General features: G+C 72.1%; 22 protein-coding genes and 1 pseudogene. 12 read left to right on the forward strand and 11 right to left on the reverse strand.

Translation table 11 applies throughout. The features are described 5' to 3' along the window. Positions 1 to 16: 16 nt before the first annotated feature. Both GKC29_RS04550 and GKC29_RS04555 read right to left on the reverse strand, forming a co-directional pair. On the reverse strand, positions 17 to 2,257 hold the full coding sequence (locus GKC29_RS04550; protein ID WP_155329630.1) for a hypothetical protein: 2,241 nt from the start codon (positions 2,255 to 2,257) through the stop codon (positions 17 to 19). Beyond that, positions 2,254 to 3,045: a deoxyribonuclease IV gene (locus tag GKC29_RS04555; protein WP_155329631.1), complete on the reverse strand. Its 792-nt coding sequence runs from the start codon at positions 3,043 to 3,045 to the stop codon at positions 2,254 to 2,256. The genes GKC29_RS04550 and GKC29_RS04555 overlap by 4 nt, the downstream gene beginning before the upstream one ends. A gap of 616 nt (positions 3,046 to 3,661) precedes the next feature. Here GKC29_RS04555 and rpsF point away from each other — a divergent pair. From rpsF to rplI, 4 genes are all read left to right on the forward strand, one after another. Next, positions 3,662 to 3,952: a 30S ribosomal protein S6 gene (gene rpsF / locus GKC29_RS04560; protein ID WP_076468436.1), complete on the forward strand. Its 291-nt coding sequence runs from the start codon at positions 3,662 to 3,664 to the stop codon at positions 3,950 to 3,952. A gap of 80 nt (positions 3,953 to 4,032) precedes the next feature. After that, the gene (locus GKC29_RS04565) at positions 4,033 to 4,560 is read left to right on the forward strand and encodes a single-stranded DNA-binding protein (RefSeq protein WP_196255805.1); all 528 of its coding nucleotides are present in this window, start codon (positions 4,033 to 4,035) and stop codon (positions 4,558 to 4,560) included. Positions 4,561 to 4,601: 41 nt separating this feature from the next. Then, complete coding sequence (gene rpsR, locus GKC29_RS04570) at positions 4,602 to 4,841, forward strand: 30S ribosomal protein S18 (protein WP_007073789.1); 240 nt, start codon at positions 4,602 to 4,604, stop codon at positions 4,839 to 4,841. Between the two features lie 14 nt (positions 4,842 to 4,855). Further along, positions 4,856 to 5,302 carry a 50S ribosomal protein L9 gene (rplI, locus tag GKC29_RS04575; protein ID WP_155329633.1) on the forward strand — a complete coding sequence of 149 codons (447 nt, stop codon included), beginning with the start codon at positions 4,856 to 4,858 and terminating at the stop codon, positions 5,300 to 5,302. Positions 5,303 to 5,423: 121 nt separating this feature from the next. Here rplI and GKC29_RS04580 read toward each other — a convergent pair whose 3' ends face one another. Next, positions 5,424 to 6,944 carry a hypothetical protein gene (locus tag GKC29_RS04580; protein ID WP_155329634.1) on the reverse strand — a complete coding sequence of 507 codons (1,521 nt, stop codon included), beginning with the start codon at positions 6,942 to 6,944 and terminating at the stop codon, positions 5,424 to 5,426. A gap of 417 nt (positions 6,945 to 7,361) precedes the next feature. Here GKC29_RS04580 and dnaB point away from each other — a divergent pair, with 417 nt between their 5' ends. Continuing rightward, on the forward strand, positions 7,362 to 9,920 hold the full coding sequence (dnaB, locus tag GKC29_RS04585) for a replicative DNA helicase (protein ID WP_196255890.1): 2,559 nt from the start codon (positions 7,362 to 7,364) through the stop codon (positions 9,918 to 9,920). Continuing rightward, positions 9,917 to 10,180, forward strand: a pseudogene (locus tag GKC29_RS30480) (hypothetical protein); the annotation flags it as partial. The gene dnaB and the pseudogene GKC29_RS30480, both read left to right, overlap by 4 nt. Positions 10,181 to 10,838: 658 nt before the next feature. Here the strand turns inward: GKC29_RS30480 and GKC29_RS29820 are convergent. The 6 genes from GKC29_RS29820 to GKC29_RS04610 all read right to left on the reverse strand — a co-directional run bounded on the left by GKC29_RS29820 (position 10,839) and on the right by GKC29_RS04610 (position 16,354). Then, the gene (locus GKC29_RS29820; protein WP_230688917.1) at positions 10,839 to 11,006 is read right to left on the reverse strand and encodes a hypothetical protein; all 168 of its coding nucleotides are present in this window, start codon (positions 11,004 to 11,006) and stop codon (positions 10,839 to 10,841) included. 180 nt (positions 11,007 to 11,186) lie between these two features. Next, positions 11,187 to 11,411: a maleylpyruvate isomerase N-terminal domain-containing protein gene (locus GKC29_RS29825; protein WP_230688918.1), complete on the reverse strand. Its 225-nt coding sequence runs from the start codon at positions 11,409 to 11,411 to the stop codon at positions 11,187 to 11,189. A gap of 93 nt (positions 11,412 to 11,504) precedes the next feature. Beyond that, the gene (locus GKC29_RS04595) at positions 11,505 to 11,900 is read right to left on the reverse strand and encodes a zf-TFIIB domain-containing protein (protein WP_155329636.1); all 396 of its coding nucleotides are present in this window, start codon (positions 11,898 to 11,900) and stop codon (positions 11,505 to 11,507) included. 19 nt (positions 11,901 to 11,919) lie between these two features. Then, positions 11,920 to 12,552, reverse strand: a complete 633-nt coding sequence (locus GKC29_RS04600) for a phosphoribosyltransferase (protein WP_155329637.1) — start codon at positions 12,550 to 12,552, stop codon at positions 11,920 to 11,922. A 3-nt stretch (positions 12,553 to 12,555) separates the two neighbouring features. Beyond that, on the reverse strand, positions 12,556 to 13,881 hold the full coding sequence (locus GKC29_RS04605; protein ID WP_155329638.1) for a glycosyltransferase 87 family protein: 1,326 nt from the start codon (positions 13,879 to 13,881) through the stop codon (positions 12,556 to 12,558). A gap of 34 nt (positions 13,882 to 13,915) precedes the next feature. Beyond that, a complete protein-coding gene (locus tag GKC29_RS04610) occupies positions 13,916 to 16,354 on the reverse strand; it encodes a putative bifunctional diguanylate cyclase/phosphodiesterase (RefSeq protein ID WP_370463311.1) in 2,439 nt (812 codons plus the stop codon). Between the two features lie 549 nt (positions 16,355 to 16,903). Between GKC29_RS04610 and GKC29_RS04615 the strand changes: the two genes are divergently transcribed. The 5 genes from GKC29_RS04615 to GKC29_RS04635 all read left to right on the forward strand — a co-directional run bounded on the left by GKC29_RS04615 (position 16,904) and on the right by GKC29_RS04635 (position 22,982). Further along, positions 16,904 to 19,975, forward strand: coding sequence for a BTAD domain-containing putative transcriptional regulator (locus GKC29_RS04615; RefSeq protein WP_155329639.1), 3,072 nt, complete (start codon positions 16,904 to 16,906; stop codon positions 19,973 to 19,975). Between the two features lie 247 nt (positions 19,976 to 20,222). Further along, the gene (gene moaC, locus GKC29_RS04620; RefSeq protein ID WP_155329640.1) at positions 20,223 to 20,714 is read left to right on the forward strand and encodes a cyclic pyranopterin monophosphate synthase MoaC; all 492 of its coding nucleotides are present in this window, start codon (positions 20,223 to 20,225) and stop codon (positions 20,712 to 20,714) included. Beyond that, positions 20,711 to 21,181: a molybdenum cofactor biosynthesis protein B gene (locus GKC29_RS04625; RefSeq protein WP_155329641.1), complete on the forward strand. Its 471-nt coding sequence runs from the start codon at positions 20,711 to 20,713 to the stop codon at positions 21,179 to 21,181. Before moaC ends, GKC29_RS04625 begins: the two co-directional genes overlap by 4 nt. Before the next feature lie 116 nt (positions 21,182 to 21,297). Then, positions 21,298 to 22,557: a molybdopterin molybdotransferase MoeA gene (locus GKC29_RS04630; RefSeq protein WP_155329642.1), complete on the forward strand. Its 1,260-nt coding sequence runs from the start codon at positions 21,298 to 21,300 to the stop codon at positions 22,555 to 22,557. After that, a complete protein-coding gene (locus GKC29_RS04635; RefSeq protein ID WP_155329643.1) occupies positions 22,554 to 22,982 on the forward strand; it encodes a molybdenum cofactor biosynthesis protein MoaE in 429 nt (142 codons plus the stop codon). Before GKC29_RS04630 ends, GKC29_RS04635 begins: the two co-directional genes overlap by 4 nt. Positions 22,983 to 23,070: 88 nt before the next feature. Here the strand turns inward: GKC29_RS04635 and GKC29_RS04640 are convergent, their stop codons facing one another. Together GKC29_RS04640 and GKC29_RS04645 are read right to left on the reverse strand one after the other, a co-directional pair. Next, a complete protein-coding gene (locus GKC29_RS04640) occupies positions 23,071 to 24,504 on the reverse strand; it encodes a glycosyltransferase 87 family protein (protein ID WP_155329644.1) in 1,434 nt (477 codons plus the stop codon). Positions 24,505 to 24,720: 216 nt separating this feature from the next. Beyond that, on the reverse strand, positions 24,721 to 25,266 hold the full coding sequence (locus tag GKC29_RS04645; RefSeq protein ID WP_155329645.1) for a DoxX family protein: 546 nt from the start codon (positions 25,264 to 25,266) through the stop codon (positions 24,721 to 24,723). A 135-nt stretch (positions 25,267 to 25,401) separates the two neighbouring features. On the opposite strand from GKC29_RS04645, the gene GKC29_RS04650 reads away from it, so the two are divergent. Then, positions 25,402 to 25,947, forward strand: a complete 546-nt coding sequence (locus tag GKC29_RS04650) for a GNAT family N-acetyltransferase (protein WP_155329646.1) — start codon at positions 25,402 to 25,404, stop codon at positions 25,945 to 25,947. The last annotated feature ends 20 nt before the right edge of the window (positions 25,948 to 25,967 follow it).

A 25,967-nucleotide genomic window follows, 5' to 3' on the forward strand; every position in this document is an offset into this window, starting at 1 on the left:
GGGCGGCCGGACCGGCTCACAGCCGGTACACGACCACGTCCCCGATCTCGTCACGGGTGATACCGAGGCCGTCGACGGGGGCGTCGATGCTGACCTCCCACGGCGTGCCGGCGACCTGGTCGCGGACGATCAGCACGTTGCGGACGCCGAGCGTGCGCAGGTAGTCGACGCTGGTCTGGTCGGGGAACGAGATCGTCAGTCGGCGGACGTCGTCGAGGAGGGCCGGGGTGAACCCGCTCCCCCCGTTGACGATGTCCTGGAAGTGGGTGGTGGACCAGAGCATCACCGGCTGGTCGTGGTTCTGGCTGCTCGGCAGCACCAGTAGCGGGCCGTCGACCACCCGCATCGCCACCGGCTGCACCGGCACGACCGGGTGCGGGGTGCGGTTCAACCCTTCGACGGTCACCAGCAGCAGCGGGAGCAGCGTGGCGATCCGCAGCCACGGGCTCGGCCAGGACGGGATCCGCTCGGCCGAGATCTCGCGGACGCGGGCGGCGAAGGCGCTCACCGCGCCAGCGGCGAGCAGGCCGAGCAGCAGCGTCGCCCAGAGCATCAGCCGACCGGGCGTACGCAGCCCGTTCCACCCGGGCAGATGCTCGAAGAGCGGCACGTACGTGAACCGACCGCCGAAGAACTCCGTGCCCATCGCGAGCACCATGCTGACCAGCACACCCGCGAACAGCAGGACCCGGTGCCGGACGCGCCAGACCGAGAAGAAGAGACCGCCCAGGGCCAGCGCGTAGAGCACGTAGCCCGGCAGCAGCGTCATCTCCGGGTGCCACGGCAGCGTCGCCCGTGCCCCCTCGTGCAGGCCGCCCCAGATCCGGGACTCGCCCGGCGCGGTGAGGAAGCCGGTGGCGGGCGGCGAGAAGAGGGCGACGTCGCCGATGCTCCGCTCCGCCTGCGGGTGCAGGTCGGCCACCTGGAAGAACGGGATGGCCAGCAGCACGCCGACACCGGCGAAGACCAGCCCGCCGACCACGTCGGCGGTGAGCAGCCGGTGCCCGAAGGGGCGTTTCACCGGGCGGACCACCCAGCGTCGCAGGAACCAGGTCACGGCCGAGACCAGGACGATCCCGCCGAGCACGTACGCGAACGGCAACCCGATGCCGAAGCCCAGGCTCAGCTGCCACGCGGCGACCAGCCAGCCCGCGTACACCCAGCCCACCCGGCGCTTCTCCGGGCGGTAGCCGTGGCGCAGGGACCACCCGTGCCCCCGCGCCAGCATGGCCAGCGCCAGCGGGATCCCGCCGTTGGAGATGACGTGCAGGTGCCCGGCCTGGGCCAGCAGCCACGGCGCGTACGCGTAGCTCACACCGGCCACCGCCGAACCGATCCGACCGGCCCCCAACTGCCGCGCCAGTGCGTACGCCCCGAACGTGGCGAGCGCGTGCGCCAGCACGAACATGAGGTTGTAGCGGAGGACCGCGGCCTCCGGGCCGACGCCGATCATCCCGGCCGGCGCGTATCCCAGCAGCGTGTCGGAGAAGGCGAAGCTCCACCGCTCCGGGAAGAACGCGTTGGAGTGCCACAGCCGGCCCGGATCGGTCAGCAGCGCGTGGCCGGACCACGCCATCTGCCAGGACTGGAGGCTCGGGTCCCAGGTGTCCTGCGGCAGCGTGTAGCGCGGGTACCTCAGCGTGGGCCAGGTCATGAGCACGGCCAGGACGAGCGAGCCGAGGACGGCGAGCGTCCACTCGTGCACGAGCACCCGGCCGGCGGTGCGGGTCGCGCGGCGAGCGCGGGTCGGCACCGGCTCGGGCGCGGGTGCGAAGGAGGTGAACGGGTCGCGCTCCTCGGTGCTGGTCGCGGCGTCCTTGCCGGCCGCGGCGGCCACGGCGCCACCCTTGGCCGGCCCGTCGCTGCCGGCCGTCCCCGCGGCAGGCTCGTCCGCCGGCCTGTCCGTGCTCGCTGTGCCGGCTGCCGGTCTGTCCGTGGGCTCATCCGCCGGCCTGTCCGTACTCGCTGTGCCGGCTGCCGGCTTGTCCGTGGGCTCGGGTGTCCCGGTCTCGCCGGCGCCTGGCTTGTCCGCCGGCCGGGCCACGCCGGCCGTGCCGGTTCCGGGATCGTCCGTCGCCTTGCCCGCGCCGGCTCCCGGCTTGTCGGTGGTTCTGTCCGCGTCAGCGGCCCGGCTCGCCGACGTGGTCGGGCCGGCCGGATCGTCGGCGGGCATCCGGGTGTCGCTGCCCGACCGGGGGGCTCCGGTGGCCACGTCGGGGCGCGACGGGCGCGAGCCGCCGGACGTCTCGGGGGTCATGCGGCCGGAGCCCCCGTGCCGAGCCGGTCGCGCAGCAACGCGATGTCGGCGGCCTGTCCGTCGACCCCGCCCGGCGTCTCCACGACCACCGGGGCGCCGGCCGCCCGGATCACGGCCACCACCAGCTCCGGGTCGATCGTGCCGCCGTCGAGGTTGTCGTGCCGGTCCTGACCCGAGTTGAAGGCGCCCTTGGAGTTGTTGGCGTGCACCAGGTCGATCCGCCCGGTGATGGCCTTGACCCGGTCGACCAGGCCGAGCAGCTCCTCGCCGCCGGCGTGGGCGTGGCAGGTGTCCAGGCAGAAGCCCACCTCGTGGTCACCGATCGCGTCCCAGAGCCGGGCGAGCGCGTCGAGGCGTCGGGCGCAGGCGTTCTCGCCCCCGGCCGTGTTCTCGATCAGCACCGGCACACCGAAGCCGCCCGAGTCGGCCGCGTACGCGAAGGTCTTGCGCCAGTTGTCGAAGCCGACCGTGATGTCGTCGCCCGCGTTGACGTGGCCGCCGTGCACGATGAGCCCCCGCGCGCCGATGGCCGCCGCCGACCGGGCGTGCGCGAGCAGCAGCTTGCGGCTGGGGATGCGGATGCGGTTGTTCAGCGTCGCGACGTTGACGACGTACGGCGCGTGCACGTAGAGATCGACGTCGGCGCTCCGGAGCCGTTCCGCGTCCTCCCGGGGTTTCGGCGCCTTCCACCCCTGCGGGTCGGCGAGGAAGAACTGCACGGCCTCGGCCCCTCTGGCGGTCGCCTCCGCCAGTGGATCGGTCGAATCGACGTGGGCTCCGATACGCATGCAGGGGAGCCTACGTCGAGTCGCTGACACCTGGTGTGCCGGCGGTGGCGGGCTCGGGCGTCACCGGACGGGGTGGGCCGTCGTTGAGGGGAGTGGGACGGACGGTCCGTCGCGGGCCCGGCGAAGCGCCGAGCTGTGCGGGCCGTGCGGACACCTCGATGCAGGGGCTCCCCGCCGCGCGGCCCGGCGTGGCGGGGACAGCTCCGGAACCCGAATCGCCACAGAAGAAAAATTGTCTGGGATTTGCCGATTTTTCCGACAAGGCGCGCGACTCGGTATAACGTCGGGTAACAACATGATGAAGCTCCGCGGGGCGTCTCCGGTCCAACCTCATCGGTGTGGTCGTTCCTCCCCAGGTCCCACCCAAGGAATGCGGACGGGACGCCCCGCGGCCTCCGTCACGGGGGCCGACCTCGACATCGACGTCCGGGTCGGCCCCCGTCGGCGTGTGTCCGGCGTACCGTTCCACCACCCCGGGCATGATCGTCCGGACCGGGTATCCTGGTCCGGTTGTCCGCGTCCGGCCGGGTTCCCCCGGGTCCGGCACGGGCCACGACGCACGACCTCCTGCCACGGAAGGACCGTGGCCGCTTAGCCCACAGGAGGTGAGCACGTCTTGCGTCATTACGAGATCATGGTGATCCTCGACCCCAGCCTCGAGGAGCGCACGGTCGCCCCGTCGCTCGACACGTACCTGAACGTGATCCGGACCGCGGGTGGCTCGGTGGAGAAGACCGACGTGTGGGGCCGCCGGCGCCTCGCGTACGAGATCAACAAGAAGGCCGAGGGCATCTACGCCGTCATCGACCTGCAGGCGACGCCTGCGGCCGTGGCCGAGCTGGATCGTCAGCTGCGACTCAACGAGTCGGTGCTGCGCACCAAGGTCATCCGGCCGGAGATGCGCTAGTCGCATCCCGCCCCGGCACCCCGGATCAGCCTCGTCGGCATTGTCGGACGGCTCTGAGAGCCTGTACGGCGAGACGATGAGTGCGCGAGGAGATGGTCATGGCAGGAGACACCACCATCACGGTCATCGGCAACCTGACCGATGACCCCGAGTTGCGATTCACCCCCTCGGGTGCGGCGGTCGCCAAGTTCCGGGTCGCTTCGACGCCCCGGTTCATGGACAAGGCGTCCGGCGAGTGGAAGGACGGCGAGCCGTTGTTCCTCTCGTGCACCGTCTGGCGGCAGGCCGCCGAGCACGTCGCGGAGTCGCTGCAGCGCGGCACCCGCGTGATCGTGTCCGGCCGACTGCGTCAGCGGTCCTACGAGACCCGCGAGGGTGAGAAGCGCACCGTCATCGAGCTGGAGGTCGACGAGATCGGCCCGTCGCTGCGCTACGCCACGGCGAAGGTGCAGAAGATGTCCCGCTCCGGTGGCGGAGGCGGCGGCTTCGGTGGCGGTGGCGGCCAGGGCGGCGGAGGCAACTTCGACGACCCCTGGGCCTCCGCGGCTCCGGCCCCCTCGCGCGGTGGTTCGGGTGGCGGCAACTTCGACGAGGAGCCCCCGTTCTGATGGCGCCGAGCGCCCGCGATCGCAAACCAGGAGCAAGAGCAATGGCCAAGGCTGCGGCACTTCGCAAGCCGAAGAAGAAGGTGAACCCGCTCGACAAGGACGGGATCACGTACATCGACTACAAGGACACCGCGCTGCTGCGCAAGTTCATCTCCGACCGCGGCAAGATCCGCGCTCGGCGGGTGACCGGCGTGACCTCGCAGCAGCAGCGGCAGATCGCTCGTGCGGTCAAGAACGCCCGTGAGATGGCGCTCCTGCCGTACACGGCGACGGCCCGCTGAGAGGAGGCACGGACATGAAGATCATCCTCACTCAGGAAGTGTCCGGCCTCGGCACCCCGGGCGACATCGTGGAGGTCAAGGACGGCTACGGCCGCAACTACCTGCTGCCGCAGGGCTTCGCGATCGCCTGGACCAAGGGCGCGGAGAAGCAGGTCACGCTCATCAAGCGGGCCCGGTCGGCCCGTGAGATCCGCGACCTCGGCCACGCCAACGAGGTCAAGGGCCAGCTGGAGGGCCTGAAGGTCACCCTGAAGGCCCGCGCCGGCGACGGCGGCCGGCTCTTCGGCTCGGTCACCCCGACCGAGGTCGTCGACGCCGTCAAGGCCGCCGGTGGCCCGACGCTCGACCGCCGCCGGCTGGAGCTGCCCGGTCACATCAAGTCGACCGGCTCCTACCCGGTGAAGATCAAGCTGCACCCCGAGGTGACCGCCACGTTCAACCTCACGGTTGCCCAGGGCTGACGCCTCACCAGCACCACGACAGGGCCCGCGCCGACCGGCGCGGGCCCTGTCCCGTCCCGGGCACCAGCGGGCGACGGAACAGGGAAGCGGGTCCGGCACGGCGTGCGCCGGACGGCGTCCGTCAGCCGATCGGCTGGCCGGTGACCGCGCTGATCATCACCGTCGACAGACCCCCGCCGACGACCGCGGCCGCCAACGCCACGGTGGCCGCACGCCAGGTCGTCCCGACCCGACGCAGCAGCACCGCCACGACGAGACTGCTGGCCAACGCCAACCCGAACCGCGGCAGGCCCTCCACGAGCGAACCGAGCGCCCGCGACCGCGGCGAGTCGCACCCCCCGCCGCTGATGTCCGTCACACACCCCGGCGGGGCCGAGCCGTCCAGCGTCAGCAGCCACACGAAGATCACCATGGCCGGCAGGAGATAGCACGCCGCCGTGTAGAGCAGCGGCCGAAGTGGCCCACCCGGATCCGGATCGAGCAGGTCGTCCTCGAGACGGCGCGCCCACGGACCCGTACCCGCCGTCTCGATCCGGCGCCGTACCGCCGCCATCGCGGACGCGGAACCGGGCGGCGGATCGACCCGCCGCCGGGGTGCGGTACGCGGCCGGGGAGCCGTGTACGCCACGACCGGCGAGCGCGGAGCCGACGGCGGGGCGTCCATCCACCGGGGGTCGTCCCCGGCCAACCGGGTGCCCGACCAGAAACCCTCCTCCCGGTCGTCCCTCGCCCACGACCAACCACCGGTGCCGCCGTCCGAGCGGGGCACCTCCGTCCGGTCCCAGCGCGGCTCGGCGTACCGGTCCCACTGGCCCGTGCTGTCCGGCTGCTGCCACTGGGCCGTGTCGTCCGGCTGCTGCCACCGGCCCGGGGTGTCGGCGCGGCCCCAGCGGTCGACCTCGTCAGCCGGCTGCCATGCGTGCACGCCGGACGCGTCCCACGGGTCGACGGCGGGCCGGTACGACGACTCCGGCTCCGCCGCGCGCCGCGCCTCCCGATCCCAGGGATCCACCGGCGGCGTGGTGGCCGACCGGCGGCTCCGCCCGCCGGGTCGCTCCGTCGACCAGGTCGGCCCCGGCTCAGCCGGCTCCTCCGCCTCGTCGATCCCGGACCACACCACCTGGGGTCGGCGGGATGTGGCGCGCCTCGGCCGCGCCTGCGGGCCCACGTCGGACACCGGCTCGTCGTCCGCCCGCCGGCTCCCCACGTACCCCTGATCCTGTGGACGGTCGAAGGTCCACTCCCGGGTGTGGTCGGAGTCCGGCCCGGCGCCGATCGCGGGCGTCTCCCGCCAGCTCGTCTCGGCGACGCGGCGCCAACCGCTCGTCGGCTCGGTGTCCCGCCAACCCCCCGACGGCCGGGGAGGGTCCTCCTCGTACCCGTCATCGTCGTCGTCCGGGGCCGCGTGCCGCCCGCCACCGTCGGCCCGCCGGACGCCGGATTCCAGGGCCCAGCGCGGCAGGTACGTGTCGACCGGCTCCTGCTGGCCACGCTCGATCGCACGGCGACGGCTCGGGGTGCGGTAGTCGCCGGAGCCGGAGGCGTAGGGGGCGACCGGCGGGTCGGCGGGATCGTCCCACCGAGCGATGGAGCGTCGCCCGCGCGGACCGTCCTCTCCGCGTCCCCAGTCCCGGTAACTCACGGCCGGAGCGTGACCCTTCTCAACCGAAAGCGCAATATCCGCTGTCCAGGTGTAGCCGATGGTGGAGATAGTACGGGACAAATGAGGCCGGAGTCTGGCCGAGATTTTGTCGTCCACAGGGTGGGGACGACGTCGCCGCAGCTCACGGCCGTATCGGGGCCGAATTCCCCAACAGTTGTCCACAGCCTGTGCACACGCTGCGCACATGCTCGTCCACCGGCGTCCACAGGTTGTCCCGAGACTCGTCCACCGGTGCTGTTGAGCGGCTCACCTCGGGTTCCGTATGGTGACCACCCGGCCCACCGCACGATGACCCCCCGATCGGCACGGCAGGTCGGAGTTGTTGTCATACCCCGGCGGTAGAGCTGGGACGAGGATCCGACGGCGTGAGGGGGGACCGTGTCGGTCACCGACGACATGCGGGCGGACCCGCGCTCCGGAGGGCAGCCGCCCGCGCCGGCGCAGCGCGACGGCCAGTTCGAGAAGACACCACCGCAGGACATCGCCGCGGAGCAGTGCGTGCTGGGCGGCATGCTGCTCTCCAAGGACGCCATCGCCGACGTCGTCGAGATCCTCAAGAGCAACGACTTCTACCGGCCGATCCACGCCACCATCTTCGACACCATCCTGGAGATCTACGGCCGGGGCGAGCCCGCCGACTCGATCACCGTGGCGGCGGCACTCGCCGACTCCGGCGACCTGGTCCGGATCGGCGGCGCGCCGTACCTGCACACCCTGATCGCCAGCGTGCCCACCGCGGCCAACGCCGCGTACTACGCGCGCATCGTCAGCGAGCGCGCCGTCCTCCGCCGGCTCGTCGAGGCCGGCACCCGCATCGTCCAGCTCGGTTACGGCACCGCCGCCGGTGGCAGCCGCGACGTCGACGACATCGTCGACCTCGCCCAGCAGGCCGTGTACGACGTCACCGAGCGACGGGTCAGCGAGGACTTCGCCGTCCTCGCCGACATGCTCCAGCCCACCCTCGACGAGATCGAGGCGGTCGGCGCCCAGGGCGGCGTCATGACCGGCGTGCCCACCGGCTTCACCGACCTGGACCGCCTGCTCAACGGCCTGCACGCCGGGCAGTTGATCATCGTGGCCGGCCGGCCGGGTCTCGGAAAGGCGCTCGCCCTCGACACCCCCCTGCCGACTCCGGACGGCTGGACCACCATGGGCGAGGTCAAGGTCGGCGACCACCTGCTGGACGCCGAGGGGCGACCGACGAGGGTGACGGCCGCGTTCGAGGTTCGGCATGACCGCCTGTGCTACGAGGTGGAGTTCTCCGACGGCAGCGTCATCGTCGCCGACGCCGAGCACCTCTGGAAGACGACCACCCGGGACGGTCGACGCTCTGCCACCGCTCCCCGCCAGCCCCACTGGTCGGCACCCGCCATCGACGGCCTGCGCGAGGCGCATCACGCCTCCACCGATGGCCAGACTCGCACCGTCGCCGAGCTCGTCGACCCGGTCGGTGCGGAGTTCGTGCACACCGCACGGCGCGTGGCGAGGAACCTTCGGCACAGCACGCGGCGCGGCGGAGGTGGTGCCGGGCGAGCGCGGTCCGCTCGCGCCTACCCAGCCCGGGAGCTGTACGGCGCGCTGCTCCATCGCGTCGGTCGTTGGCGGGAGGCGATGACCGCCGTCGAGCGGACCGACGTGGTGACCACCGCGCAGATCCGCGACACCTTGCGCACCCCGACCGCCGACCGGCGGCTGAACCACGCCGTGAAGAATGCCAAGCCCCTCCAGCTTCCCGCCCGCGACCTGCCCGTCCCGCCGTACACCCTCGGCGCCTGGCTCGGCGACGGCCACCGCGCCGGAAGCCGCGCGTTGGGGGCATTGAACAACAGGCACATCCCGCAGGAGTACCTGCGCGCCAGCGAGCAGCAGCGCCGCGCGCTGCTCGCAGGGCTGCTCGACACCCACGGCACGGTCACCCCGACGGGCGACGTCCAGTACACGACGACGTCTCAGGTGTTGGCCGAGGACGTCCATGAGCTGGTGGTCAGCCTCGGGTACCGGTGTTCGATCTCGCGAAAGCCCGTGCGTGGGCGTACTGCCGAGACGTCGACGGCCTACCACCTGAACTTCACCCCGCACGAGGAGGTCTTCCGGCTCACCCGGAAGCGCGACCTGCACACGAGCCGCCGCCGCGCCAGCAGTACGGCGCGCACCGACAGCCGGTTCATCGTCGATGTTCGGCCAGTGCCCAGCGTGCCGGTTCGCTGCGTGACGGTCGACAACCCGGACCACCTGTACCTGGCTGGCCGTGCCATGATCCCCACGCACAACAGCACTGCGAGCATGGACTTCGCCCGCAACGCGGCGATCCGCGCCAACCAGGCGTCGGCGATCTTCTCGCTGGAAATGAGCAAGGTCGAGATCGTCATGCGGCTGCTCTCGGCCGAGGCCCGGGTGCCGCTGCACGTGCTGCGCAGCGGCCAGCTCTCCGACGACGACTGGACGAAGCTCGCCCGGTGCATGGGCGAGATCAGCGAGGCGCCGCTCTTCGTCGACGACACGCCGAGCATGAACCTGATGGAGATCCGGGCCAAGGCGCGCCGGCTCAAGCAGAAGCACGACCTGAAGCTCATCGTCGTCGACTATCTCCAGCTGATGACGTCGCCGAAGCGCACCGAGAGCCGGCAGCAGGAGGTGGCCGACCTGTCGCGTGGCCTCAAGCTGCTGGCCAAGGAGGTCGAATGCCCGGTCATCGCGGTCAGCCAGCTGAACCGTGGCCCGGAGCAACGCACCGACAAGCGCCCGCAATTGTCCGATTTGCGTGAATCGGGATCAATTGAGCAGGATGCAGACGTTGTCATCCTTCTCCACCGCGACGACTACTACGACAAGGAGTCGCCACGAGCTGGGGAGGCGGACTTCATAATCGCCAAGCATCGGAATGGTCCGACTGACACGGTGACGGTCGCGGCGCAACTCCACCTGTCGCGCTTCGTCGACATGGCGATCGTATGAGGCAGACCGGCGCGCGGTTGTCGGCGGCAGCGCGAACTGCGGCCGTCGATCGGGCGCTGGCTGGCGAAAGCCTCACCAACGTTGCGCAGTCCTATGGCATCTCCCGGCAAGCGGTTCGGGGCCTGCTACGACGTCGTGGGATACCGGCACGCGTCACCGGGAAGCTCACGGAGGCGGAGCGGGCTGAGGTCGTCCAGCGCTACCAGGAGGGAGCGACACCGGGTCAACTTGCCCGGGCGTACGGCATCAGCGAGCCCTCTGTGAGGGGACTTGTCCTCCGGCGGGGTGTCGCCCTTCGGCGTATCGTCCACACCCTGCGCCACGATGCCTTCGATGAGTTGACGTCCGACGCCTGCTACTGGATCGGCTTCCTGTTCGCCGACGGGTCGATCAGCTACCGTCCGAAACACATCCCCCAGATCTCAGTGGGTCTCGCGGAGCGGGACCGATCCCACCTTGCCGAACTCCGCGCCTTTCTCGGTTCGACGAGCGCCATCTCGGCGCCGAACCCGACCCATCACTCGTGCCAGTTCTCGTTCCGCTCCGAACGGTTGGCGGATCGGCTCGTCACTCTGGGCCGGTATCGAGGGCCTATCGACGATCAGCTGGTGGCATCGCGCGACTTCTGGCGAGGTGTGGTCGACGGGGACGGCTCAATCGGCATCTACCGCAGACCGGGGGCGACAGCCGCCACTATGCCTCAATTCCGGCTGGTGGGACAGTGCCGTGTCCTTGAGGCGTTCCTCGGCTTCCTGCGTACTCAAGGCATCGGCGGTCCCTCGGTACGACCACACAAGTCGATACACACCGTAGGGACGACGTGTGGTCCGGCGGCGAGAATCATCGAGCTGCTGTACGCCAATGCCACTGTTGCTCTCCCGCGTAAGGCCGCGACCGCCCAACGGGTTCTCATGGCTGCTAGCTCGCGTGGCTCCACCTCGCTGCGATGCCGTCCATGGTCGCCACCGCGACCCGCAACGCGCCCACGCCGGGTCCCGGTGCGTCGGGCAGGTCCAGCACGAGGTCCAGGTGATGGACGACCGCCTCGGTGGTGAGTGTGGCCAGCAGGTCGGGAACCCGCAGCACGTGGCCCTGGGTGGCGACGTGCCCGGCGGAGTCGGCGGCTCCGGCGGCGCGGACGGCGGCGGGCGCCGTGTCCGTCCACAGCCGGACGATGCCGCTGGGCCGTTCGAAGGCGGCGGCGGAGCGGCGGACCCACCAGGCGTGCCGTACGCCTTCGCCGTCGTCGCCGGGAGGAAACGAGCGTCAGTAGCTGACGTCGTCCACGTCGGGCGGGCCGTCAGCGGGGCTGGCGAGCGCGACGAGGGCGCGTTGGGCGTCGCCGACGAGGTGCAGCAGCAGGTCGGCGACGAGCCATCCCCGGCAGCGGGTCGGCCGTTGCAGGTCGGCGTCGTCGAGGTCGACGACGATCCGGGTGATCCCGTCGTACGCCTGCGCCAGCGCGTCGTGCTGCTGCCGGTGGGACGTCATGGGACGCAGCGTCGCACGGGCCGCGCGGCAGCGCACGGGTGCGAGGAAGGGCTGTTCCCCGTCCTCACACCCGTGTGAAGCCCTTCGTCCGGCTCAGCCGAACATCTCGTCGAGGAAGCTCTTGTGCTTCTTCCGCCGGTAGTGGCCGTGGTAGCCGTGGTGCTGCTGCCCGTGCCCGTACGCGGGGGCCGGCGGGTAGCCGTGGGCGGGCGCGGGCGGTGGCGGCACCGCGCCGTAGCCGGGCTGGTGGGGAGCCGGGGCGGGCGGCGGCGGGGGTGGCGGCGGGTAGCCGCCCTGCTGGTGGGCGGGCTGGGCCGGGGCGGGCGCGGCGTGCTGGCGGTTCCAGTTCGCCTCCGCCTCGAACAGCTTCTCCAGCTCACCGCGGTCGAGGAAGATTCCCCGGCACTCGCCGCACTGGTCGATGACGACGCCGCTGCGCTCGTACTGGCGCATTTCTCCGTGACACTTGGGACAGGTGAGGCTCATCACCCGACCGTACCTGGTCTGCTTACGCGGTCGCCTTCAGCGCGTCGATGACCTCGTCGTCGGGGACCTCGTGGAAGTCGTCGTAGTAGGCGCTGACCGCCATGAACTCCGGTGGATGCTGCGGGCAGACGACCTGGTCGGCCTCGGCGGAGAGCATCTCGTACGCCTCCTGCGAGCCGACCGGAACGGCCACGATGACCCGGCGGGCGCCGAGGTGACGGGCGACCTGGACGGCGGCGCGGGCGGTGGCCCCGGTGGCGAGGCCGTCGTCGACGATCACGGCGGTGCGGTCGGTGAGGTCCAGCGGTGGACGGCCGGAGCGGTAGAGGCGTTCGCGCCGCTCCAGCTCGGCCTGCTCGCGCTGGCGGACCTCGGCGATGTCCTCGGGGCCGAGCCGGCTCGCGACCACGTCGTTGAGCACCTGCACACCGCCGGGTCCGAGGGCGCCGAAGGCGACCTCCCGGGCCCAGGGCATGCCGAGCTTGCGGACGACGAGGACATCGAGGGGGGCGCCGAGCCGCTGGGCGATCACCTCGGCCACGGGTACGCCGCCGCGTACCAGGCCGAGGACGATGACGCCCGGGTCGCCGACGAGGGCGGTGAGCCGGTCGGCGAGCATCCGACCCGCCTCGGCCCGGTCTCGGTAGGTGGTCATTCCTCAGGTGTACGCCGTGTCGGCGTCCTCCGCCCGGTGGTTGGCCGATCCCACCGAACCCGCCGGGCGGGCCAGCGCGGGCGCCCAGACCAGGAAGGCCAGCGGGTAGAGCAGGTACCCGAACCGGGTGGAGGGCATGAGCAGGATCGCGGCGAGCAGCCCGTACCCGCAGACGAGCGCCGCGTCGGCGGCGGTGCGGGGCGGGCGGCGGGTGAGCCGGACGGCGATCGCCAGCCCGGCGGCGAGCAGGAGCACGACGGCGAACGCGCGGCCGGCCGGCAGTGCGGTGGCGACGAGGTGGCCGGGGAAGGGTGACTGGGCGGGGCTCGTGACCAGACCGTGGCCGAGTGGGAAGCGGAGCACGTTCTCCACCAGCGCGTCGCGGTCGACGAGCAGCACGGGCAGGAGCGCGGCGACCGGCAGGCCGACGGCGCCGGCGGCCACCCGCCCCCCGGCGCGCCGGGTCGTTCCCCAGATGATCAGGACCAGGGCGACGGGCCACGCGAAGAGTTTGAGCGCGCCGGCCAGGCCGACGGCCACGCCGGCTCGACCCGGCCGGCCGGCGGCGGCGAACGCGAGCGCGAGCAGGCAGAGCGCGAGGACGGGAAGGTCGTCACCGCCGGTGGCGAGGGTGAGCGCGCAGACGGGCAGCACGGTGGCGGCCTGGACGGCACGCAGCAGCGCCGCGTCCCGTCCGCCCGGCGCGCCGGGGACGCCGCTCCGCCGGAGGGTACGCACGGCGAGCGCGAGCGCCGCGGCGGTGGCGAGCGCGAACCACACCCGGGCGTCGGTCCAGGTGGCGTCGACGGCGGCCCGTGGCAGGCCGAAGAGGGCCATGCCCGGCTGGTACGGGGTGTAGCCGAGCAGCTGTTCACCGGGGGGTAGTGCGGCGATCGCGTCGTGCCCGAGGTAGGGGGTGCCGGTGTCGACCAGGCGGTGCCCGGATTCCTCGACGACGATCACCTCCTCCTGTGCCCGGTCGGTACGTCCACCGGCCCGTTCGGTGCTCTGCAGGATCGCCGGGAGCAGGGCGGTGGTGGCCCAGGCGAACGCGGTGACCGCCCAGCGGGCGGAGAGGCCGGTCAGCGGCGAGGCGGGGTGGCGGCGGCGGATCAGGAGCTGAGCGGTGACGGCGAGGCTGGCGAGCAGGTACCCGGCGGCGGCGACCGCGCCCCAGGCCCGGTGCGGGAGCAGCGTGGAGGTCAGTGCGGTGACCGCGGCGAACGCCGCCGAAGCGGCGTACAGGGTCAGGTCGAGGGCGAGGCCGCCGCTGGCGGTGTCGAGGACGCGCCAGCCGCGGCGGCGGACGGTCGGGGCGGCGACGGTCACGCGGGCCAGTCTGGCAGACCCGGCGGCCGGTGGGTCAGGCCGGCTGGTTGCGGCCGCGGGCCGTGGATCGGCGACTGGCGGGCAGGCGTACGACCGCACCGGCGTCGTGGAGCGGCGGCGCCAGCAGGCCGGGGCGGCCGCCGGAGCCGCGCCGCAGGGCGGCCAGCAGCGTGCCGGCGGGCATCGGCCGGGCGAAGAGGTGGCCCTGGCCACCCGTGCAGCCCAGCTCCCACAGGGCGCGGCGCTGCGGTTCGTTCTCCACGCCCTCGGCGACCACGGTGAGGTCGAGGCTGCGCCCCAGATCCAGAGTGGAGCGGATGACGGCGGCGGCTTCGACGGAGCTCTCCATCTCGGTGACGAAGCTGCGGTCGATCTTCAGCTCGTGCACCGGGATGCGGGAGAGCAGCGAGAGGGACGAGTACCCGGTGCCGAAGTCGTCGAGGGCCAGCCGGACGCCTTCGTCGCGGAGCCGGCTGAGCACCCGGTCGACGACGTCGAGCTGGCTGAGGGTGAGCGTCTCGGTGAGTTCCAGAACCAGGCGGTCGGGGGGCAGGTCGTGGGCGCGTAGGCGGGCCAGCACCGAGCCGGGGAAGCGGGCGTCGAGGAGGCTGCGGGGTGACACGTTGACCGCGACCGGCACGTCGAACCCGGCGTCCCGCCAGGTGCCCGCGGCGACGAGCGCCTGGTCGAGGATCGCCTCGGCGAACGCGGGCAGCAGGCCGGAGCGCTCCACGGCCTCGAGGAAACGCAGCGGGTCGATCATGCCGTGGGTCGGGTGGTGCCACCGGGCCAGCGCCTCCGCGCCGGTCACCGCGCCGGTGCCGAGGTCGACGATCGGCTGGAAGTTGACGGTGAACTCCTGGTCCGCCACGGCGCGCGGCAGGTCCCCGCCGAGGGTGAGCCGGGCGACGTCGGCGGTGTCCCGGTTCGGGGCGTACGTGGAGATGCGCTGGCCGGCCCGTTTCGCCTGGTACATCGCGACGTCCGCGCGGCGCAGCAGCTCGGCCATGCCGCCGGTGGCGGGAGCGGCGGCGATGCCGCCGCTCGCCTCGACGCTGATCCGCATGCCGTCGAGGTCGAACGGCTCGTGCAACGTGGTGAGCAGGGCCTCGGCGCGGTGCGCGGCCACCGCCGGGGCCGGCAGCCCGCGCAGGAGTACGGCGAACTCGTCGCCGCCCAGCCTCGCCACCAGGTCGGTGGGCTGGGCGGCACCGCTCAGGCGTTCGGCGACCTGCACGAGCACCTGGTCCCCGGCGGCGTGCCCGAGGGTGTCGTTGACCTCCTTGAAGTGGTTCAGGTCGATCAGGACGAGGGCGGTCACCCCTTCGGCGTGCCGGCCGCTGAGGTGCTCGGTGCCCTGGTCGAGCAGGTGCCGGCGGTTCGCCAGCCCGGTCAGCGCGTCGTGCGTGGCCGCGTACGCGTGCTCGTCGGCGACCCGGGCCAGCTCGGCGTACGCCTGCGCGTTGCGCACCGCCGTGCACAGCGCGGACGCGAAGGTGCGCAGCGTGTACTGCTCGCGTTCGGAGAGCTGCACCGGCCCGCGGAACCGGAGCCGCAGCAGCCCGACGCCGGTGGCCCGGTCGTGGCCCTCCAGCGGGGTGGTCAGCACCGTGCCGTCGACCGTCGTCGGCTCGGCGGCCGGCCCGTCGTAGGTGATCGTGCCGGCCGCGCCGCGTACCGTGCGGTCGCCCTCGCGCAGCTCGATCTCGACCTCGTCGGCGCTGAACAGCTCGGTGGCCTGGGTGACGGCGGTGGTGAGGACCTGGTCGAGGTTGACGACGTTGAGCGCGTCGGTGGTGCGGGCGAGTCGCTGCCACGCCTGCTGCTCGGTGCGAGCCTTGACCCGATTGGAGTAGAGCAGGTGCAGGCTGAGGACCAGCGGCGGCACGGCGAGCAGGAGGCGGTTGTCCATCCGGAGCGTCAGGACCGTGCCCACGACGACCAGGAGCCGTGCCAAGGCATCGGTCAGACGGAGGTCCCAGTCCTGGCGGAAGAGCGAGCCGAGTGATGTGCCGGTGGCCATGGCGATAACTGGCAGCGTGATCAGCTCGTCGATCACCACGGCTGCCAGGTAGGCGATGGCCAGGGGCGCGATCACGGAGTACAGGCCGTCGCCACCGAGGTAACTGGCGGTGCCGTGCAGGACCGCGCCGGCTGCAGCCGCCACGACCATGTTCTTTCCGACCCCGAACAGCGCCTTGAAGGGTGGGATCCGGGTCAGGGCCGTGCCGACCGCGACGCCGATCCCCGTCGCCACCACGACGAGCGAGGTCGGAGCGAGAGCGAGGCCGATCATGATCGCTGTCTCGGTCCAGGCGATGTAGTGCTGTGTCGCGCGGATCCGTATGCGGACCTTGACGGTGAACCCGAGCGCCACGAGGAATGTCAGTGCCGCGCCGACGACCGCTGTGTCCCGTACCGGGTTGCGGACGAGGGAGGCTACCGAGACCAGCGCGGCTGCGCTCGCAAGCACGACGACGAGACCGACTAGCAGCCGTAGCCGCCGATCGGTCCCGGTCCGTCGAGCTTGTGGAGCCACCCAACGTCCTCGCGTCGACACTGAGAGGGCTTACGCTCCGCAAGACTACTGTGATTCCGCCACATGAAGTAGGTGGCTCAGCCCCATTCGTGCGAGTTCATTTCGACCCCCAGCGGTAGTGATTGCTGTGCGGAGGTCAGCTTAAGCGGCTTAGCGCCACCTTTCGGCCGATAAATGTCTTTATATGCAAAATAAGCCAATACGATGACAGATCGCTACGATCCGTCCCTGCCCGCTAACCCGATGCTCAAGATGTGGGGGTGCCCTATGAGTGCCACAGGGGAGATCCGGTAAGGCCTCGTTAGCAGTGTGACGGCCTCGCCTCGCCTTTTCATCAATGGTTCGGACTGAGGTGTTAGCGGTCGGGCGGTGCTGCCAATCGGTGCGGCAATCACTACCAAGCAGGACATTTCAATCATGTTTTCGCGGTAACTAAACTTCGGAACATGACGTCATGAATGTCGGCACGCGGAGTTGAGGCTCTTGGAGATTCACGTTCTCGGCGGGCTGTCGGTGCGAGTCTCGTCGGGCGACGTCCACCTCGGAACACCGAAGCAACAGACGGTCCTGGCGATGCTGGTAACCGCACCCGAACATCTGGTGACGATTGACGAACTGGTCGATGAGGTGTGGGGTGCGCAGCCACCCCGATCCGCCGTACCGAACGTTCGCACCTATGCCGCCAACCTCCGCCGAACCCTCCAGGGACTCGACTCCGCCGGTGCGCTCATCGTCCGGAAGGGGGATGCGTACCGCTTGCACCTCGGGCGGTGCGAGCTGGATCTCATTCGGTTCACTGCCGAATGCGAGGAGGCCCAGGCCCTGATCGGCCGGCACGACCGGGAGTCCGCCGCGAACCTCCTGGCCCGGGCGGTCCGCCGATGGCGGAGCCGGATGCTCGCCGGAGTTCCCCTCGGACCGATTCTCTCCGCGCGCGTGGCTGCTGCGGAGGAGCAGCGGCTGCGCGCCACGGAACTTCTCGCGCAGCTGTGGATCGAGTTGCAGCGACACGAGCAGGCCGTGCCCGCGTTGCGCGAGGTCCTGGTGCGTGATCCGCTACGCGAATCGACCCACGCGCTGCTCGTCCGGGCGCTGCACCTTCGCGGTGATCGGGCGGCGGCGCTCGACGCGTACGAGGCCGCCCGGACCGTGCTCGAGGAGCAGCTGGGTGTCGTGCCCGGCGCGGAACTCCAGCGGGTGCGCGAACTTCTTCGCGACCCGCCCGCAGCTGGCCGACGGGTTCCACCGGCCATCGGTGTACCAGGCCCGGTGAACCCGGTCGGTGGGGTGAGCGGAGAGCGGGTGGACGCGTCGCCCAACTGGCTGCCGCGGCCCGTGCCGCAGTTCATCGGGCGCGGCGAGACGGTCAATCGGCTGCTGGCCGAGACCAGCCGAATCGAGAAGCAGATGTCCCCGGTGCATGTCATCGACGGTATGGCCGGCAGCGGGAAGACCACGACCGCCGTGCATGCGGCCCGGCTGCTCGCACCGCGCTACCCGGACGCCGCCCTCTTCATCGACCTGCGGGGACACGAAGGTTCGGGTGCGATCGACGCCACCGCCGCAATGGGGGTCCTCCTTCGGCAGCTCGGCGTGCCAGCCGGTCGAATACCGTCCGACCGGGACCTGCGTGTCGAGCTCTGGCGTCGTGAGCTCGCCGGCCGGCGCAGCATCGTGGTCCTCGACAACGCCGCCAGCGCCGACCAGGTCGCACCTCTCCTGCCGGTGACTCCCGGAACCCTGGTGATCGTCACGTCTCGTCGCCGACTCTTCGGCCTAGACGCCGGCCCCCCGCACTCACTGCCAGTACTGAGCACCGAGGAAGGACTGGCCCTCCTCGAAGCGACCGCCGGCGCGGCACGAATGGCGGGGCAGGCCGAGGCTGCGGCAACCGTCGTCCGCCAGTGTGGGCACCTCCCGCTGGCCATCCGGCTCGCGGGGTCCCGGCTCGCAAACCGTCCGGCGTGGCGGGTGTCGCACCTGGCGCAGCTTCTGCAGGACAGCGCCGGTCGACTCGGGCACCTGGCGGCGAAGGACCGGTCGGTCGCCGGGGCGTTCGCCACGTCGTACGAGCTTCTGGAGCCGTCCGCGAAACGTTTGTTCCGGCTACTCAGTCAGCATCCGGGCGGCGACCTGAGCCTGCCGATGGCAGCAGCGCTGGCCGGCCTGCCCGCCGACATCACGGAACTCGCGCTGGACGAACTGGTCGACCTCCACCTGGTGGAGGAGATCGCAGCCCGGCGGTACCGGATGCACGACCTCATCCGCCAGTATTCCCAGGAGCTGTCGCAACGCGACGACACGGGCCAGGAACGTGACCGCGCACTGTCGGATCTGCTCGATTTCGTGCTGCACACAACACTCCGTGCGGCATTGACCGTGGAGCCCAAGTTTCTCCGGCGTCAGGTTGCCCTGGACACACCGCGTAGGCCCGACCTCGTACAGGTGCCGGACGCCCCCACCACGGAATGGCTGGAGGCGGAGCGCAGCAACCTCGTGTCGCTCGTCGCGACGGCCCGCCGACGCGGCCTTTACGGGCAGACCTGGCGCCTGGCCCGGGTCCTGTGGCGGTTCCTCTACATCCGCGCCTATTTCGACGACATCATCACCACGCACGCCCACGGTCTGGCGGCCGCCCGGGTACTCGGCGACAAGCGGGCGACGGCGATGATGCACAACTACCTGGCCTCCGCCCATTTACGGATGTCCGAGTACGGGTCCTGTCTCGAGCACCTCGCCGCCGCGGTGGAGATCGCCGAGGAGCTCGGCGATCGCCCGAGCATCGACCGCTACCGAGCAAACATGGTCGCCGTGTACTGGATACGCGGGGACCTGGCCGAGGCCGTCGAGGTGGGCTACCGCGGCCTACGTACCCGCCGCTACCTCGAAAGCGACGAGGTCCCGAGCTTCCTGCCGAACATCGGCCTCGCGCTGACGGCTCTGGGCCGCTACGACGAGGCGCTGCGGATGCATCGCACCCACCTCTTTCACGCTCGACAGAACAGGAACTACTTCCACATCCTCAACGCCCTCGGCCACATCGGTTCGGTCAAGAGCAGGATGGGTCGGCATGTCGAGGGGATCCGGCTGATGTCCGCCGCGTTGGCCTTGCGCGACCGGACCGGCCACCGGTACGCGGAGCCAGAGGTGCGCAACGACATCGGAGTAGCGCTGCGACACCTGGGACATCTCGATGAGGCGGTCGAGCAGCACGAACTCGCCGCCAAGCTGGCTGTGGACTCCGGCGAACGGCACGTGGAGGCCGCGGTTCTCAACGACCTGGCGTTGACCCTGGCCCAGGCAGGGCGGACGGAGCGGCCCGTGGACCTGCACCGAGCGGCGCTCCGCATCGCGACCCGCATCGCGCACCCGTACGAGCAGGGGCGCGCGTTGGCGGGTCTCGCCGAGCAGGCCCTGGCGGAGGACGCGGCCGAGGCGCGCCGGTATTGGGAGCGGGCCTTGGCGATCTTCCGGCGGATGGGCGTGCCGGAGCGGTTCGAGGTCGAACGCCGTCTAGCCGAGCTCCCGAGCCGGCGCAACCCGCTGACCTGCTGATACAGGGCTTATCGATTTCTTATCGCGGGCACCGCTAGCCTCTGTCGGGTCGGCGACGGGGGAGGTTCTGACTGTTGGCAGAACCTGGATCGCCGGAGCGCCCGCCGTCGGGGTCATCCCCCAGCGACCTCGACGGCGGGTCGACCGGGCGACGCCCGGCCCCGGCCTCCACGGCCGGGCGTCCCTGCGGCACACGCACCGGACACACCGGCGGGACTGGTCGTCCCCAGCCGATAGGCTCGCCGGCGTGACGGATTCCGGGCAGCTCACCCACGTCGACGCCGCCGGCGCGGCCCGCATGGTCGACGTCTCCGCCAAGCCGGTCACCGGGCGGCTCGCCGTCGCCGCCGGCCGGCTCCGCACCACGACCGAGGTCGTCGACCTGCTGCGCCGGGACGGGCTGCCGAAGGGCGACGCGCTCGCCGTCGGCCGGCTGGCCGGCATCATGGGCGCGAAGCGCACCCCCGACCTGATTCCGCTCTGCCACCCCATCGCCCTGCACGGCGTCACCGTCGACCTGACCCTCACCGAGGACACGGTCGAGATCACCGCGACGGCCCGCACGGCGGACCGTACCGGCGTCGAGATGGAGGCGCTCACCGCCGTCGCGGTCGCCGGCCTGGCCCTGGTGGACATGGTGAAGGCGGTCGACCCGGCGGCCTCCGTGGACGCCGTGCGCGTGCTCCGCAAGGAGGGCGGCAAGACCGGCGAGTGGGTCCGCCCGGAGGACCGGCCGTGATCCGGGCCCGGGTGGTCGTGGCCTCCAACCGCGCCTCCGCCGGGGTGTACGCGGACACCAGCGGCCCCCTGCTCGCCGCCGGCCTCCGCGAACTGGGCTGCCAGGTGGACGAGCCGGTCGTGGTGCCGGACGGCGATCCGGTCGGTGCGGCGCTGCGCGCCGCCGCCGCCGACGGGGTGGACGTCGTCGTGACCAGCGGCGGCACCGGCATCAACCCGTCGGACCGCACTCCCGAGGTGACCCGGGCCCTGCTCGACCACGAGATCCCGGGCATCGCGGAGGCGATCCGCGCGTACAGCCGGGACCGGGTGCCCACCGCGGTGCTGTCGCGGGGGGTGGCGGGCGTGCTGGGCCGCATGCTGGTGGTCAACCTGCCGGGCTCGACCGGCGGCGCCCGCGACGGGCTCGCCGTGCTCGGCCCGATCCTCGCCCACGCCGTCGACCAGATCCGCGGCGGCGACCACTGACCTGGCCACCGGCTCCCCGGCCGGCCGTGACCGCCGCATCGTCTCCCGGCGACCGCTGGGTGGGCGCTCGACCCACTGGACCGGCGGTGGCGGGCACGCCCCGATACGCTCGTCCGGTGAGCACGGATACCGCATCGGCCGCCGACCGGGTCGCCGCGCCCCCACCGGCGAGCTGGGAGGAGGCGCGCTCCCGGGTGTACGCCGTGGGCCTGGCCGCCGCGCTGCCCACGGTCAGCCGGCCGCTCGCCGAGATCGACGGGCACACCCTGGCCGAGCCGCTGACCACCCGCACGGCGCTGCCGGCGTTCCCCACCTCCAGCGTGGACGGCTGGGCGGTGCGCGGTGCCGGCCCGTGGCGGGTGGTCGGGCGGGTCCTGGCCGGCAGCACCCCGGCGCCGCTGGCCGAGGACGGGACAACCGTCGAGATCGCGACCGGGGCGATGGTCCCGGAGGGCACCACGGCCGTGCTGCGGGTCGAGGAGTCGAGCCGTACGCCGGACGGGCGGGTGGCCGGCACCCCGCGGCCGGCGCCGGAGTGGCGCGAGCCCGGCGAGGAGGCGTACGACGGGGAGGAGCTCCTCCCCGCCGGCACCCCCGCGGACCCGGCGGTGATCGGTCTGGCCGCCTCCTGCGGGCACGACACCCTGCGGGTCCGCCGGCAGCCCCGCGCGGCGCTGCTGGTCTTCGGTGACGAGCTGCTGACGGTGGGTCCCCCCGGGGCCGGCCGGGTCCGGGATGCGCTGGGGCCGTCGGTGCCGGCGTGGCTGCGCCGCTACGGCTGCGTCGTGCGCCCCTCCGACGTGGTGGGGCCGGTCGCGGACACACTGCCGGCACACGTGGGCGCGCTGCGGGGCGCGCTGGCCAACGCCGACCTGGTCTGCACCACGGGTGGCACGATGCACGGCCCGGTCGACCACCTGCACCCCGCGCTGGAGGCGCTGGGCGCCGACTACGTCGTCAACACCGTCGCGGTGCGTCCCGGTTTCCCGATGCTGGTGGCCCGGCTCGTCGGCGCCGACGGTCGGGTGCGGTTCGTCGCCGGGCTGCCCGGCAACCCGCAGTCCGCGATCGTCGCGCTGGTGTCGCTGGTCGCCCCGCTGCTCGCCGGCCTCGCCGGCCGTCCGATGCCGGCGCTGCCGTCCGCGACGCTCGCCGAGCCGATCCCGGGTCGGGGCGGCTACACCCACCTCGCGCTGGTGCGGCTGGACCGCACCGCCGGCACCGCCCACCCGGTCCGGCACGTCGGGTCGGCGATGTTGCGGGGGCTGGCCGGTGCCGACGGGTTCGCAGTGATCCGTCCGGGGACGTCCGGGGAGCCGGGAGACCGGGTACCCGTCGTGCCACTGCCGCTGCTGCCCGGGGAGCGTGCGTGGTGACCGCGCCCACCGCCGCGTTCGGCGAGGTGACCGAACGCCCGCTCGATCTCGCCGCGCACGAGGCGGCGGTCGCCGACCGCCGGGCCGGTGCGGTCGTGTCGTTCCAGGGCGTGGTCCGCGACCACGACCACGGGCGCGCCGTGACCAGCCTCGAGTACGAGGGTCACCCCAGTGCCGAGCGGGTGCTGCGGGAGGTCGCCGCCGAGGTCGCCGCCGACCCCGACGTGTACGCGGTGGCGGTGTCGCACCGGATCGGCCCGCTGGAGATCGGTGACGTGGCGCTGGTGGCGGCGGTCAGCACGGCACACCGGGCCGCCGCGTTCGCCGCCTGCGCCCGTCTCGTCGACGAGGTGAAGGCGCGCCTGCCGATCTGGAAGCGGCAGGTGTTCGCCGACGGCACCGAGGAGTGGGTGAACTGCCCCTGACGGCCGACCGGCCTGCTCGTCCCGGCACGGTGTGCCCGAACCGCGCCTCCCGTCCCGGGCGACCGGTGACGCGCAATAGGCGCGGCCGTCAGCGGCGGTTGGTCACCGCGCCGGGGCGGCCGGCCCGATCGCCGTAGAAGGCCGGCTCCGCGCCGGGCCGCCACGGCAGCGCGGCCACCAGCACGATCAGCGCCAACGCCAGCGAGTTCTCCATCAGGGCGCCGAAGAGACCGTCCTGGTAGTGGGAGACCTCGGGGAGTTGGTGTTCGTACGGCCAGATCGGCGAGACCAGGAAGAGCAGGTAGAGGACCACGGCGGCGACTCCGTGCCGGAACCCGGTCAACGTCGGGTACCAGATCGGGGAGCGGAGGCCGTTCACCCCGGGTAGCCCGCCCAGCCCGGCCCGGGCGGCGAGACCCCGGCTCGCGTCGCGGCGGCGGAGCGCGGCGTCGGCCAGCACGATGACCGCCGGGATCACCCAGACCAGGTGGTGCGTCCAGGAGATCGGGCTGATCACGTTGGTGGTGAGCCCGACCAGCGTGAACGCCGTCAGCTCGTCGCCGTCCGCGCGCGCGTTGACCGCCCGGGACAGGCCGAGGGCCAGCATCAGGATCGCGAACGCGAACCAGAGCAGGCCCGGCGTCTCGATCGAGTCGTACAGCCGGGCGAGCAGGCCGGCCAGCGACTGGTTGGGCGTCATGTCGGCGGCGCCGACCCGCTCGGTCTGCCAGAGCACCCCGCCGAAGTAGGCCCGCGACTCCGGACCGACGACGGCGAACGAGCCCACCGTCACGGCCGCCACCGTGGCGACGGCCGTCGTCGCCGCGCGCCACTGGCGCGTGATCATCAGGTAGCCGATGAAGAGGGCCGGGGTCAGCTTCACCGCGGTGGCGAGGCCGATGCCGACGCCGGCCCAGGCGCCGCTGTAGACGAAGCGCAGCAGCAGGCCGTCCGTGGGGGCGACGTGCGTGCCCCGGCGGGCGCGCCAGCGCAGACCGATCAGGTCGGCCATGACCAGCGCGAAGAGGAGCAGGTTGACCTGGCCGTAGCCGAGGGTCTCACGGGCCGGTTCGAGGGCCACGGCGCACGGCGTGGCGATCGCCACCGTGTACCACAGCGGCCAGCCCAGCCGGTCGACGATCGGGCGCAGCAGCCCGGCCAGGACCACGGCCAGCGCGGCGATGCTCGCCGCGGCGTTGACCAGACCGGCCAGTTCCACCGGAAGGTGTGCCATCGGAAGCATGACGAGCCCCGCGAACGGCGGGTACGTGAACCCGAGGGTCGTGCCGGGCGAGATGAACCCGTACAGCTCGTGGCCGCTCGCCCACCACACCACCGCGCCGTGGTAGATCTTCATGTCGAAGAAGTTGTACGGCCGCCCGAACGCGCCGATGGCAAGCCATGCGGCGTAGGCGACGGCGGCCACGATGCCGGTCCGTACGACTGTCCTGCGATCGATCCCACGCGTAACGCGACGGACTGGGGCGAGGCGGTCCACACGTCCACCGACGGTCGTCGGCATGGCGTGGCCACCCCCGTACCAAGGTCGTCCTAACCGTCCAGGTCCGGTACGGAGCCTAGAACGACCCCTCACGTCAGTGCCTCCCGCGTTATCCGACCGTGTCCGATCCCACACAAGTTTTTGACATTTCCACCGCGTTAACGCCTAGCGGGTGGTTCGCCAGACTTCTGGCGTTGACCGGGGGTGGAGGTCGACGGAGGGGAGGATCGACGCAGGTCAGCCGGGGAGGCGTCGAGCCGTCGCTGCTGATCGTACGGCGATTCGGGCCTCTCGGCGGGCGGTACGGACAGCTCGCTGCACCGAACGTCGCGAGTGGCCGATCCGGTGGCCGGTGCGCCACCGCAGACCGGGCTTCCCTTCGGTGTCGGCGGCGGCGAGCAGCAGGCCGCCGAAGAGGCCGAGGTTCTTGAGGAAGTGGATCTGGTTGTTGACCTTCGCCGCCGGGTCGTCGTTGTTCCAGAAGGGATGACCGGCGATCGTGACCGGGACGAGGGTACCCGCCAGTACGAGCGCCGCCGGTCGGGTGAACTTCCCCGTGGCGAGCATCAGGCCGGCGCCGAGCTGCACCACCGCGTTGGCCCGGACCAGCGTCTCGGTGTCGGTGGGAATGCGGGGGTGGGCCCGCTCCAGCAGCGGGGTCACCCGTTCGGTCACCGGCTGGGCGGCGGCGACGAGCCGGCCCGGGTTGGCGAAGTTGCGGGCCCCACTGACCACGAAGATGCCGCTCAGCATGGCACGGGCGAGGGAGCGTACGGGTTTCATGGGTCAGTCATACCCCGTCACGCCCACCCCTACCCCGGCAACGGCCGATCCGGATCGGTCGACATTGACGTGTCCGCCACGCCGATTCCAGCGACCGTCGCGGATGGACCCCTGGCGACGGGTAACCTCCCCCGCGTGACGACACTGCGGCTCCGCCCGGAGGACCCGGCCGACACCGGCGCGGTCCGGCGCGTGCTGGCCGCCGCCTTCGCCCGTCCGGACGTGAGCACGCCGCCCGAGGTGGGTCTCGTCGACGAGCTGCGTGCCAGCGACGCCTGGCAGCCGGAGCTGGCCATGGTCGCCGAGTACGGGGGCGAGATCGTCGGCTACGCCCTGCTCACCCGGGTCCGGGTGCGCTCCGATCAGGGCGACGCGCCGGCGCTGGCCCTCGGCCCGGTGGCGGTCGCCCCGCACCGGCAGCGGATCGGGCTGGGCACGGCGGTGGTGCAGGCCGCCCTCGACGCGGCCACCGAGCTGGGCGAGCGCCTGGTGGTGGTGCTCGGCGACCCCGCGTACTACCGGCGGTTCGGCTTCGACCGTGCCGACCAGATGGGCCTCACCAGCCCCTGGTCCGGCCTCGGCGAGCCGTGGCAGGCGCTGGAGCTGCCGCCCGCCGCCAGCGGGGAGGGCCCGCCACCGCGGGGCGAGGTGCTCTTCCCGCCCCCGTGGGCCAAGGTCTGAACGATCCCGCCCGCTGCCGG

The sequence above is a fragment of the Micromonospora sp. WMMC415 genome (assembly GCF_009707425.1).
Taxonomy (GTDB): domain Bacteria; phylum Actinomycetota; class Actinomycetes; order Mycobacteriales; family Micromonosporaceae; genus Micromonospora.